General features: G+C 58.5%; 11 protein-coding genes and 1 pseudogene. 5 read left to right on the top strand and 7 right to left on the bottom strand.

Annotated elements, in window-relative coordinates:
- Window positions 1-64: 64 nt before the first annotated feature.
- The 4 genes and pseudogenes from H8S59_RS07790 to H8S59_RS07775 all read right to left on the bottom strand — a co-directional run.
- Window positions 65-145: pseudogene (locus H8S59_RS07790) on the bottom strand (LON peptidase substrate-binding domain-containing protein); the annotation flags it as partial.
- A gap of 291 nt (window positions 146-436) precedes the next feature.
- Window positions 437-1,027: an LON peptidase substrate-binding domain-containing protein gene (locus H8S59_RS07785; RefSeq protein ID WP_187521034.1), complete on the bottom strand. Its 591-nt coding sequence runs from the start codon at window positions 1,025-1,027 to the stop codon at window positions 437-439.
- A 10-nt stretch (window positions 1,028-1,037) separates the two neighbouring features.
- Entirely contained in the window at window positions 1,038-1,754 is a 717-nt protein-coding gene (locus H8S59_RS07780) for an LrgB family protein (protein WP_187521033.1), read from the bottom strand.
- Window positions 1,744-2,112 (bottom strand): CidA/LrgA family protein, encoded by a 369-nt coding sequence (locus H8S59_RS07775; protein WP_095100467.1) that lies wholly within the window; start codon window positions 2,110-2,112, stop codon window positions 1,744-1,746. The genes H8S59_RS07780 and H8S59_RS07775 overlap by 11 nt, the downstream gene beginning before the upstream one ends.
- A 190-nt stretch (window positions 2,113-2,302) precedes the next feature.
- On the opposite strand from H8S59_RS07775, the gene H8S59_RS07770 reads away from it, so the two are divergent.
- The 3 genes from H8S59_RS07770 (at window position 2,303) to H8S59_RS07760 (ending at window position 5,285) form a co-directional block, all read left to right on the top strand.
- Window positions 2,303-2,758, top strand: coding sequence for a MaoC family dehydratase (locus H8S59_RS07770; RefSeq protein WP_187521032.1), 456 nt, complete (start codon window positions 2,303-2,305; stop codon window positions 2,756-2,758).
- 135 nt (window positions 2,759-2,893) lie between these two features.
- On the top strand, window positions 2,894-4,618 hold the full coding sequence (locus H8S59_RS07765; RefSeq protein ID WP_095100471.1) for a C13 family peptidase: 1,725 nt from the start codon (window positions 2,894-2,896) through the stop codon (window positions 4,616-4,618).
- Window positions 4,619-4,643: 25 nt separating this feature from the next.
- Window positions 4,644-5,285, top strand: coding sequence for an oxidoreductase (locus tag H8S59_RS07760; protein ID WP_095100473.1), 642 nt, complete (start codon window positions 4,644-4,646; stop codon window positions 5,283-5,285).
- 154 nt (window positions 5,286-5,439) lie between these two features.
- On the opposite strand, the gene H8S59_RS07755 is transcribed toward H8S59_RS07760, so the two are convergent.
- From H8S59_RS07755 to mpl, 3 genes are read right to left on the bottom strand one after another with little or no spacing between them, the layout of a single operon-like run.
- The gene (locus tag H8S59_RS07755; RefSeq protein ID WP_027897915.1) at window positions 5,440-5,724 is read right to left on the bottom strand and encodes a YceK/YidQ family lipoprotein; all 285 of its coding nucleotides are present in this window, start codon (window positions 5,722-5,724) and stop codon (window positions 5,440-5,442) included.
- Window positions 5,717-6,346: a flavin prenyltransferase UbiX gene (gene ubiX / locus H8S59_RS07750; protein WP_027897914.1), complete on the bottom strand. Its 630-nt coding sequence runs from the start codon at window positions 6,344-6,346 to the stop codon at window positions 5,717-5,719. Before ubiX ends, H8S59_RS07755 begins: the two co-directional genes overlap by 8 nt.
- Window positions 6,343-7,692 carry a UDP-N-acetylmuramate:L-alanyl-gamma-D-glutamyl-meso-diaminopimelate ligase gene (gene mpl, locus H8S59_RS07745; RefSeq protein ID WP_095100475.1) on the bottom strand — a complete coding sequence of 450 codons (1,350 nt, stop codon included), beginning with the start codon at window positions 7,690-7,692 and terminating at the stop codon, window positions 6,343-6,345. The genes ubiX and mpl overlap by 4 nt, the downstream gene beginning before the upstream one ends.
- 260 nt (window positions 7,693-7,952) lie before the next feature.
- On the opposite strand from mpl, the gene exaC reads away from it, so the two are divergent.
- Window positions 7,953-9,473 (top strand): acetaldehyde dehydrogenase ExaC, encoded by a 1,521-nt coding sequence (gene exaC / locus H8S59_RS07740; protein WP_187521031.1) that lies wholly within the window; start codon window positions 7,953-7,955, stop codon window positions 9,471-9,473.
- Between the two features lie 356 nt (window positions 9,474-9,829).
- Window positions 9,830-11,224 carry an ethanolamine ammonia-lyase subunit EutB gene (locus tag H8S59_RS07735; RefSeq protein WP_187521030.1) on the top strand — a complete coding sequence of 465 codons (1,395 nt, stop codon included), beginning with the start codon at window positions 9,830-9,832 and terminating at the stop codon, window positions 11,222-11,224.

The raw sequence follows: 11,224 nt of genomic DNA, 5'->3' as shown, positions 1-11,224 counted from the left end.
CACAGGAATTGCATTCCAATTTAAGACCTCGCGGTGCCCGTCAGCACCTACAGGTTCAGTGTTTTCAAGCCTGAATATCGCCCTGCATTTCATCGAGCAGATCCTGAATGGCATCCAGGCGATCTTCAGGGTCATCGATATTGATCCAGAATGAAAGCACGCCCGGTAGGAGCGAACTTGTTCGCGAGACGATAGACCTGCGTACACAGATATGACGCCTCGCCAACAAGTTGGCTCCTACCACTTCTGCGTCGTTTCAACGAGCAGATCCTGAATGGCGTCCAGGCGATCTTCAGGGTCGTCGATATTGATCCAGAATGAAATCACGCCCGGTAGGAGCGAACTTGTTCGCGAGACGATAGACCTGCGTACACAGGTATGACGCCTCGCCAACAAGTTGGCTCCTACCACTTCTGCGTTGTTTCAAGGAGCAGGATCAAGCCTGAATATCGCCCTGCATTTCATCGAGCAGATCCTGAATGGCGTCCAGGCGATCTTCAGGGTCATCGATTTCCAGCAGCTCGATCTTGTCCTCTTCGGTAAACGGCAGCAGGTAGGCCAACTGGTTGGCTAACGACCACTGACCATTGGCCTTGAGCCCCATGTTCAGGGCCTCTACCATCGGGTGTTCAGCCAGGGCTGCCAGCAGCGCCACGAGATCAGCGTCTTCCTCCTGAAGTGGACGCTCCTGAGGCTCATCCAGCCATTGCACCTGAGCGATCAGCAACTGATCGCGCTGGGTTTCAGTGCTCAACACGCGAAAACGCCGTCCGCCTTCGACGCGAATCCCCAGCAGGCCGTTTTCCTGCGTCTGGAAATCACGCACCAGTGCTTCACAGCCAATCAGGGAATATCCGCTGGGAGCATCGCCAACTTCACTGCCCTGGGTGATGCACACCACACCGAACCCCTCGCCCTGCTTCATGCAGCGCCCGATCATGTCCAGGTAGCGCGCCTCGAACAATTGCAAATCGAGAATGCAGCCCGGAAACAGCACAGCGTTTAGTGGAAACAGCGGCAATGTCATACATGCACCTTTAAACAACCAGAGATACCGCCAGCGGCAGAAACAACGCCGTCGCGACCCCCATCAGACTCATCCCCAGTGCAGCGAAAGCACCGCACTCCTCGCCTTCCTGCAACGCGATTGAAGTTCCGACAGCATGCGCCGTCAGGCCCAGCGCCATGCCCCGCGCAGCAGGATTATCGACACGCGCCAGCGTCAGCAAGCCTGGCCCGAATATAGCGCCAAGCACGCCAGTGATCAGCACAAACACCGCAGCCAGCGCCGCAACGCCGCCGATCTGCTCAGCCACCAGCATGGCAATCGGTGACGTGACTGACTTCGGTGCCATGGTCATCAAAATCATGTGATCGGCGCCGAACCACACGCCCAGCAGCAGGCACAACCCGGTGGCGAATACGCCGCCCACTACCAGCGTAGTTAAGGTCGGCCACAACAACTGACGAATTCGACGCAAATTCAAATAAAGGGGCACGGCCAGAGCAACGGTCGCCGGACCCAGCAGCACGCTGAGGATTTCCGTACTCTTTCGGTACTCCGTATAACCCACGCCACAGGCGGTCAGCACGCCAATCAACACCAGCATGGAGATCAACACCGGCTGCAGAAACACCAGGCGAGTCTTCTCATAAGCGGCCAGCGCCAGCTGATAAGCGCCCAAAGTGATTGCGATACCAAACAATGGATGATGGATCACCGACATCCCGGCACCCTGCCAATCAAACGTCATGATTCCTCCCGGCACGGGCCTGTCGCTCGATCAGTTTCTGCATCAGCCATCCGGCAAAAGTCAGGGAAATCAGCAGCGACAGCACCAGCGCACCGACAATCGCCCAGAAGTCTTCGGCAATCGCCGCCGCGTAGACCATCACGCCCACTGCAGGTGGCACCAATAGAAGTGGCAGGTAACGCAGCAGACTGCTGGCAGCCAGACTGATGGGCTCACTGACTTCGCCGCGCACCATGAGGAATGCCAGCAACAGCACCAGGCCAATGATTGGCCCCGGCAATATGGACAAGAACAAATGATTCAGCGCAGTGCCGAGTAATTGAAACAGCACCAGCCAGGTCAGGCCCCTTAACAACATAGAACGCTCCAGCAGATTCGCGGGGCCATTATAAGCACCTTGTACAGCTATGGACGGGCATTCGCGACGTTAGGCTTCCTTGACCAATCCCACTCTCTCTGCTGATCTTGGTGTCGCAAGCGCAGGCAAAATCCTACGCAATAAAACGTAAAAAGCGACAACAACGTCAGTAGAAACAAGGAGAGTGGACATGCCTTTCGTACCTGTTGCAGAACTTAAGGACTACATTGGCAAGGAATTGGGACATTCCGATTGGCTGACCATCGATCAGGAACGCATTAATTTATTCGCTGAAGCCACGGGCGATTTCCAGTTTATTCACGTCGACCCGGTCAAGGCTGCGCAGACGCCATTTGGCGGGACCATCGCCCATGGCTTCCTGTCGTTATCGTTGATCCCAAAACTAATGGAGGACCTGCTGGTGCTGCCTGAAGGTTTGAAAATGGTGGTCAACTATGGGCTGGACAGCGTTCGCTTCATCCAGCCAGTCAAAGTCGATTCACGCGTTCGTCTAAAAGTCGCGCTGACAGAAGTCACCGAGAAAAAACCCGGTCAATGGCTGCTCAAAGCCACGGCCACACTGGAAATCGAAGGACAGGAAAAGCCTGCATTCATCGCCGAACCTTTGTCGTTGTGCTTCGTGTAACACAACCAAAACATGAAACAGTCGTAACAGACTGTTTCATCGCTAATACTCGCTGCGGCATACTCCCTGCGGCTGTGCACATAACGCCCCTGATCGTCACCTGCACGCCTGAAATCATCTTGCTCGGGATTGACCATGCGCGCGCTTGCTCCTTTGGCTCTGACTTTTCTTCTCGCTGCTTGCGGAGAGGGCGAACCGCTGTCCCCGCCTGATGCGCGCCTGCCCGACGGCGGCCGCTATCGCGGCGACGTAGTCAATGGCTTGCTGCAGGGCCAGGGTCGTATCGACTACCCCAACGGGAGTTGGTATGCCGGGGAGTTTCACGACGGTCTGTGGCAGGGCCATGGCGAATGGCACGCGAGCAATGGCGACACTTATAAGGGCGGCTTCGCCAACGGCCTGTTCGAGGGTCAAGGCACACTGATCACTCACAGCGGCGTTTACGTCGGCGGTTTCAAACAGGGGCGCCGCGACGGCGAAGGCACACTCAAAGAGAAGGGCCTGACTTATCGCGGCGCCTTCAAGGCCGACCAGTACGAAGGGCTGGGCCGTATCGAACTCGAAGACGGTAGCCAGTACCAAGGCATGTTTGCCCGCGGCAAGCCCAACGGCGAAGGCCTGCGCAGCGACGCCAGCGGTAACCAGTTCAGCGGCAAATTCGTCAACGGCAAGCTGGAAGGCAACGGCAGCTTTACCAGTGCCGAAGGCGATCAATACGTCGGGGGCTTTCGCAACAACCAGCTGGATGGTCGCGGCCGCTATGAAAACAGCGATGGCGACGTGTGGGTCGGTCAGTTCAGAGCAGGCGCACTCAATGGCAAAGGCGAACTGATCGGTGCCGATGGCAGCCGCTACCAAGGGGAATTCACCAACTGGCGCTTTACCGGCCAGGGCCGCTTGAGGCTGGTGGACGGCACGACTTACGTTGGGCAATTCGCCGATGACGTCTATCAGGGCCAAGGCGTGCTGACTCCGATTCAGGGCAGCGTCCAAAGCGGCACGTGGGCCAACGGCCAATTGATCCGCGACGCCAAGGGCAAGTTGCTGCCCGACGCACTGGAAGCTGGCTTGCTGGCGCAGGGCCCACTGCTGGAAAAATCATTGTCGGCAGTCCCTGCTTCCACGCCATCGGTGGAGTTGTTCAGCCTGGTGGTGGGCGGTGATGGCAAACAAAGCGTGTTCTTGCGAGAAGCCGACTACGTCAACAATTTGCTGGCCTCACGCTTTGGTGCTTTTGGGCAGATTACGCTGGTCAACCATCGCGACCACATGATTGATCGTCCCCTGGCCACCCGGGAAAGCATCAGCCGTGCGGTGAAAACCCTCGCACAACGCAGCGGTCCGGAAGATCTGGTGTTCATTTACCTGACCAGCCACGGCACTGCCGAGCATGAACTTGTGCTGGATCAGCCACGCCTGGAGCTGGCCGACCTGCCCGCCGACGAACTGGCTGAAGCGCTGGCACCGCTGAAGAATCGCGACAAAGTTATCGTTATCTCGGCATGCTATTCCGGGGGGTTCATCCCGGCGTTGAAAGACGACCGCACGCTGATCATGACCGCCTCCCGTGCTGACCGGGTTTCCTTTGGCTGCTCGGAAGAAGCGGACTTCACTTATTTTGGCGATGCACTATTTGCCAAGGCGCTGGTCGAAACCGATGACCTGCAACAAGCTTTCAGCGACGCAAAAACGTTCGTCGCAGAGCGCGAGGTTGCAGATAATTACGAAGCGTCTGAGCCGCAGATCTGGGCACCCAAGGGCGTGATTTCCCGCTGGCAATTGCTGCGCAAGAACCAGGCGGAACGCGCCCTGAACACCGCGATGATCCGCAAGGAAGCGAAGACTGCTGCAAGCCACTAAGCTGTCGGTATCAAGGGAGAATGTTATGTACTTGACGCCTCAACACATCCTGCTTGCGGGAGCTACTGGTCTCACTGGCGAACACTTGCTGGATCGCCTGCTCAATGAACCCACCATCAGCCGCGTGCTGGCACCGACACGTCGGCCAGTGCCTGAGCATTCACACCTGGAAAACCCGGTTGGCGACCTGAGCGGGCTGCTGCCCGGCTTGAGTGGCCAGGTCGATATCGCGTTTTGCTGCCTGGGTACGACGATCAAACAGGCCGGTTCGCAAGAGGCATTCAAAGCGGTTGATCTGGATCTGGTCGTGGCCTTTGCCAAACGCGCCCGGGAGCTGGGCGCAAGGCACTTGCTGGTGATCAGTGCCATCAATGCCGATCCGAAATCCAGCGTTTTCTATACCCGTATCAAAGGCGAGATGGAACAGGCACTCATTGCCCAGGACTGGCCGCAACTGACCATCGCCCGACCTTCCCTGCTGGTAGGCAACCGCAGCGAACAGCGTCTGGCGGAACAGCTTGCAGCGCCGCTGGCCAAATTGATCCCCGGCAAATACGGCGCGATTGAAGCGTGCACACTGGGCAGAGCGCTGTGGCGGCTGGCGCTTGAAGAGCAATCAGGGGTGCGGATTGTGGAGTCGGATGAATTGCGGCGGTTGGGGAAGTAAACACGAGCTAGTAAGGATTAGATTTTGTGGGAGCGGTGCTTGGTCTGGGCGGCATTCCGACGATAAGGCTGGACGCGATCTAAAGTGAACCGCGTACAGCCTTATCGCGGGCAAGCACCGCTCCCACACAGGAATCTGCGACTTAACCAATCCACTACAACCCGCCACTCGCCTGAAAACCCACGCCTGCCGCGGTCAATAGAGACAGCGGCAGCAACAGGGTATCGAGCAGCGCGCTGGCCGGCAGGTCCAGGCCTGGATAGCTCGGCGCATGCGCACCGAATCGGTCCATTGCACAGCAACCACCCTGCATCGCATACAAATCCAGCCGCGTGCCGGCATAGACCACCGGCGCACCCGGCTGTGCGGCATTGAGCGTGCGGGCGGTGGCGCAGCCCGTCAGGCTCAACGCCAGCGCAATCAGCAGCAGCTTATTCATCGCCGCCCATGTGGTGCTCGCCCCAGCGCGGCAGCATGTCTTGCGGAATATTAAGCAGGTTGAGAATCCGCGCGACAACGAAATCCACCAGATCATCAATGGTCTGTGGCTGGTGATAGAAGCCAGGCGAAGCAGGCAGGATCACCGCGCCCATGTTCGACAGCTTGAGCATGTTCTCCAGATGAATGCTGGAAAACGGCGCTTCACGCGGGACCAGAATCAACTGTCGACGCTCCTTGAGGGTTACGTCAGCTGCGCGCTCGATCAGGTTGTTGCAGGCGCCGGTCGCAATGGCTGACAACGAACCCGTGGAACACGGCACCACCACCATCGCGGCAGGCGAGCCAGAGCCCGAGGCCACCGGCGACATCCAGTCTTCCTTGCCATACACCCGAATCTGCCCTGCGGCAGCGCCGGTGTATTCGGTCAGGAACGCCTGCATCATCGCCGACTTGGGTGGCAGCGAAACGTCGGTCTCAGTCGCCATCACCAGTTGCGCGGCCTTGGAGATCAAAAAGTGCACTTCTCGATCTTCACGCACCAGACAATCCAGCAGGCGCAAGCCGTACTGCGCGCCGGACGCACCGGTCATCGCCAGGGTAATACGCTCCGGGCCACTCATTGCAGCGCCTCGGCGAGTTTGCCGTGCAGGCCGCCGAAGCCGCCGTTGCTCATGATCACCACGTGAGTGCCGGGCTGAGCCTGGCTTTTTACGCGAGCGATGATGCCTTCCAGAGAATCACAGACCACCGCCGGTACCGAACACTGCGCAGCGGTGGCGCCCAGGTCCCAACCCAGATTGGCCGGCGCATACCAGACCACCTGATCAGCCTGTTGCACGCTTTCCGGCAAGCCATCGCGGTGAGCGCCGAGCTTCATGGAGTTGGAGCGCGGCTCAATGATCGCGATCAAGGGAGCATCACCGACTTTCTTGCGCAAGCCATCCAGCGTGGTGGCAATGGCGGTCGGGTGGTGAGCGAAATCGTCGTAAATAGTGATGCCGCGCACTTCCGCGACTTTTTCCATGCGACGTTTGACGCTTTTGAACGCGCTCAAGGCTTCGACGCCCAGCGCCGGTACCACGCCAACATGGCGAGCAGCTGCAAGCGTAGCCAAGGCATTTGCAACGTTGTGCTGACCGGTCATGTCCCAGTCAACCGTCCCCTGTACTTCGCCTTCGAAGATCACTTCGAACTGCGAACCGTCTTCGCGCAACAGACGTGCCTGCCACTGACCGCCTTGACCGGTGGTCTGCACAGGCGTCCAGCAGCCCATCTGTATCACGCGGGTCAGCGCAGGTTCAGTGGTCGGATGAATGACGAGGCCTTCACTCGGGATAGTCCGCACCAAGTGATGGAACTGGCGCTCGATAGCAGGCAGATCGGGGAAGATGTCAGCGTGATCGAACTCAAGGTTATTGAGGATCGCCGTACGCGGACGGTAATGAACGAACTTGGAGCGTTTGTCGAAGAAGGCGCTGTCGTACTCGTCGGCCTCGACCACGAAGAACGGCGTGCCGCCCAAACGGGCCGACACCGCGAAGTTCTGCGGCACGCCACCGATCAGGAAACCCGGGCTCATGCCCGCGTGCTCCAGCACCCAGGCCAGCATGCTGCTGGTGGTGGTCTTGCCGTGGGTACCTGCGACCGCCAGCACCCAGCGACCTTGCAGCACATGATCGGCCAGCCATTGCGGGCCGGACACATACGGCAAACCTTTATTGAGCACATATTCAACGGCAGGGTTGCCACGCGACAGCGCGTTGCCAATGACCACTACATCCGGCGCGGGGTCCAGTTGAGCCGGGTCATAACCCTGCGTCAGCTCGATGCCCTGAGCCTGCAATTGCGTGCTCATCGGCGGATAGACATTGGCGTCGGAACCGGTCACCCGATGACCCAACTCTTTGGCGAGCACCGCCAGAGAACCCATGAACGTGCCGCAAATACCAAGGATATGAATATGCATGACCACCTCTTAAAACATCCGCGCAGGTTAGCGCAGGGAGGGTGAAATGGCACTTAGTGTTTGGATTCCTGTTGGAGCGAGGCTTGCCCGCGAAGAACGATAGCGCGGTGTACCAGTTTCACCGCGTTGACCTATTCGCGGGCAAGCCTCGCTCCAACAAAGGCGAGTTTGCACCCTTTGCTCTACGCTTGAACAACTGCACGATTCAGAGCTACTGTCATGGCAGCTCTCCCAACAACAAAAAATCAGGAGAAATCACCATGCGTTACGCACATCCCGGTACCGAAGGCGCTCTGGTCAATTTCAAGGAACGCTACGGTAACTACATAGGCGGCGAGTTCGTTGCGCCGGTCAAAGGTCAATACTTCACCAATACCTCGCCGATTACTGGCAAGCCCATCGCCGACTTCCCGCGTTCTACGGCCGAAGACATCGAAAAAGCGCTGGACGCCGCTCATGCCGCCGCCGACGCTTGGGGCACAACCTCAGTGCAGGCACGATCGCTGACCCTGCTTAAAATCGCCGACCGTATCGAACAGAATCTCGAAATCCTGGCGATCACTGAAACCTGGGACAACGGCAAGGCCATCCGCGAGACCCTGAACGCCGACATTCCGCTGGCAGTCGATCACTTCCGTTATTTCGCAGGTGTATTACGTGCCCAGGAAGGCACCGCAGCCGAGATAGACGGCAATACCGTGGCTTATCACATACATGAACCGCTGGGCGTGGTCGGGCAGATCATCCCGTGGAACTTCCCGATCCTGATGGCCGCCTGGAAACTCGCTCCGGCCCTGGCCGCCGGTAACTGCGTCGTCCTCAAACCGGCCGAACAAACCCCGCTGGGTATCAGCGTGCTGGTTGAACTGATCGGCGATTTGCTCCCGCCCGGGGTACTCAACATTGTGCAAGGTTACGGCCGTGAAGCGGGCGAAGCCCTGGCCAGCAGCAAGCGTATTGCCAAGATCGCCTTCACCGGCTCGACTCCGGTGGGTTCGCACATCATGAAGCTGGCGGCGGACAACATCATCCCGTCCACCGTCGAGTTGGGTGGCAAGTCGCCGAACATCTTCTTCGAAGACATCATGAACGCCGAACCCGAGTTCATCGAAAAAGCCGCAGAAGGTGTGGTGCTGGCGTTCTTCAATCAGGGCGAAGTCTGCACCTGCCCTTCCCGCGCGCTGGTTCAGGAGTCGATCTACCCGCAGTTCATGGAAGTGGTGATGAAGAAGGTCCTTAAGATCAAGCGCGGCGACCCGCTGGACACCGACACCATGGTCGGCGCGCAAGCGTCGCAGCAGCAGTTCGACAAGATCCTCTCTTATCTGGAAATCGCCCAGGGCGAAGGTGCCGAGTTGTTGACCGGTGGCAAGGTGGAAAAACTGGAAGGCGATCTGGCGACCGGTTACTACATCCAGCCGACGCTGCTTAAAGGCAATAACAAGATGCGTGTGTTCCAGGAGGAAATCTTCGGCCCGGTGGTCAGCGTTACGACCTTCAAGGATGAAGCCGAAGCAGTCGCCATCGCCAACGACACCGAGTTCGGTCTGGGTGCGGGCCTGTGGACGCGAGACATCAACCGCGCTTACCGCGTAGGCCGGGCGATCAAGGCCGGTCGCGTGTGGACCAATTGCTACCACCTGTATCCGGCGCATGCGGCGTTCGGCGGCTACAAAAAATCCGGCGTCGGTCGCGAAACCCACAAGGTCGCGCTTGAGCATTACCAACAGACCAAAAACCTGCTGGTGAGCTACGACACCAATCCGCTGGGTTTTTTCTAAGCCAGGTTGATTGACTGCCAATGGCCTCTTCGGAGGCCATTGGTGTTTTTGAAGGCACACACAAATATTCTGCAAACTGAGTGCTTTTGGTGGGAGCGGTGCTTGCCCGCGATAAAGCTGGACACGGTTAACTTTAGATCGCGGTGCCCTCATCGCGGGCAAGCACCGCTCCCACAGGAAAGCATTTCAAATCACAGGACCCTTAACGCCCCAAAACAGTTCACAAAACGCCGCCATCCACTGCATTCACGACACGCCGCGCCCGGCAATTGGCGCCTTGCGCCGTGATGGAGTATTAATTGCTTACTTTGCTGCATTCGCTCCGCACTTGAACCGGGGCGTCATGGAGATTTTGTATGGCAAGCTTTTCCCACTCCGTCGGCGCACAGACATATCGCTTCGATAGCCTCAAGGACGTCATGGCCAAAGCCAGTCCGGCGCGGTCGGGGGATTTTCTGGCGGGCGTAGCAGCGCTCAACGATGGTGAGCGGGTTGCTGCGCAGATGGCGCTGGCGAACATTCCGCTCAAGCACTTCCTCGAAGAAGCGTTGATCCCATATGAGCAGGACGAAGTCACCCGGCTGATCATCGACACCCACGACACGCAGGCTTTCGCACCCGTCAGCCATCTGACCGTAGGCGGTTTTCGTGACTGGCTGCTCAGCGACAAGGCCGACGAAGCCAGCCTGCGCGCCCTCGCTCCCGGCCTGACACCAGAAATGGCAGCCGCCGTGTCGAAGATCATGCGTGTGCAGGATCTGGTGCTGGTGGCGCAGAAGATTCGTGTGGTCACAAAGTTTCGCGGCACCCTGGGCCTGCGCGGTCGTTTGTCGACACGCCTGCAACCCAACCACCCTACCGATGAGCCTTCCGGTATCGCCGCGAGCATTCTTGACGGCCTGCTGTACGGCAACGGCGACGCCATGATCGGCATCAACCCGGCTACGGACAGCACCTCGTCCATCGTCGCTCTGCTGGAAATGCTCGATGCAATCATCCAGCGCTACGAAATCCCGACTCAGGCGTGTGTGCTGACCCACGTCACCACCTCGATTGAGGTGATCAATCGTGGCGTACCGGTGGACCTGGTCTTCCAGTCGATTACCGGCACCGAAGCGGCCAACTCCAGTTTCGGCATCAACCTCAATGTGCTGCAGGAAGGTTATGAAGCAGGCTTGAGCCTCAATCGCGGCACGCTGGGCCAGAACCTGATGTATTTCGAGACTGGCCAAGGCAGCGCGCTGTCGGCCAACGCTCATCACGGCCTCGATCAGCAAACCTGCGAGACCCGCGCCTACGCCGTGGCTAGGTACTTCAACCCGTTTCTGGTCAACACGGTAGTCGGCTTCATCGGCCCGGAATACCTGTACAACGGCAAGCAGATCATCCGCGCCGGGCTTGAAGATCATTTCTGCGGCAAGTTGCTGGGCGTGCCCATGGGTTGTGACATCTGCTATACCAACCACGCCGAAGCCGATCAGGACGACATGGACACCCTGCTGACGCTGCTGGGCGTGGCGGGCATCAACTTCATCATGGGCATCCCCGGCTCCGACGACATCATGCTCAACTACCAGACCACCTCGTTCCACGACGCTCTCTACGCCCGGCAGACGCTGGGGCTGCGTGCTGCGCCGGAATACGAAGCATGGCTGGAAAAAATGGGCATCTTCACTCAGGCCGATGGCCGGATACGCTTCGGTGACAGCCTGCCACCCGCCTTTCGCAACGCATTGGCGCATCTGGCATGA

This window comes from Pseudomonas folii (genome assembly GCF_014357575.1).
GTDB classification, from domain to species: Bacteria; Pseudomonadota; Gammaproteobacteria; order Pseudomonadales; family Pseudomonadaceae; genus Aquipseudomonas; species Aquipseudomonas folii.
The sequence above is the reverse complement of the archived record's forward strand: the minus strand, read 5'-3'. Positions and strand labels throughout refer to the sequence as shown.

Coding starts and splice junctions, on each gene's coding strand:
- H8S59_RS07785 (WP_187521034.1), bottom strand. CDS start 1,027: ATGACATTGCCGCTGTTTCCACTAAACGCTGTGCTGTTTCCGGGCTGC.
- H8S59_RS07760 (WP_095100473.1), top strand. CDS start 4,644: ATGTACTTGACGCCTCAACACATCCTGCTTGCGGGAGCTACTGGTCTC.
- H8S59_RS07770 (WP_187521032.1), top strand. CDS start 2,303: ATGCCTTTCGTACCTGTTGCAGAACTTAAGGACTACATTGGCAAGGAA.
- ubiX (WP_027897914.1), bottom strand. CDS start 6,346: ATGAGTGGCCCGGAGCGTATTACCCTGGCGATGACCGGTGCGTCCGGC.
- mpl (WP_095100475.1), bottom strand. CDS start 7,692: ATGCATATTCATATCCTTGGTATTTGCGGCACGTTCATGGGTTCTCTG.
- H8S59_RS07765 (WP_095100471.1), top strand. CDS start 2,894: ATGCGCGCGCTTGCTCCTTTGGCTCTGACTTTTCTTCTCGCTGCTTGC.
- exaC (WP_187521031.1), top strand. CDS start 7,953: ATGCGTTACGCACATCCCGGTACCGAAGGCGCTCTGGTCAATTTCAAG.
- H8S59_RS07755 (WP_027897915.1), bottom strand. CDS start 5,724: ATGAATAAGCTGCTGCTGATTGCGCTGGCGTTGAGCCTGACGGGCTGC.
- H8S59_RS07735 (WP_187521030.1), top strand. CDS start 9,830: ATGGCAAGCTTTTCCCACTCCGTCGGCGCACAGACATATCGCTTCGAT.
- H8S59_RS07775 (WP_095100467.1), bottom strand. CDS start 2,112: ATGTTGTTAAGGGGCCTGACCTGGCTGGTGCTGTTTCAATTACTCGGC.
- H8S59_RS07780 (WP_187521033.1), bottom strand. CDS start 1,754: ATGACGTTTGATTGGCAGGGTGCCGGGATGTCGGTGATCCATCATCCA.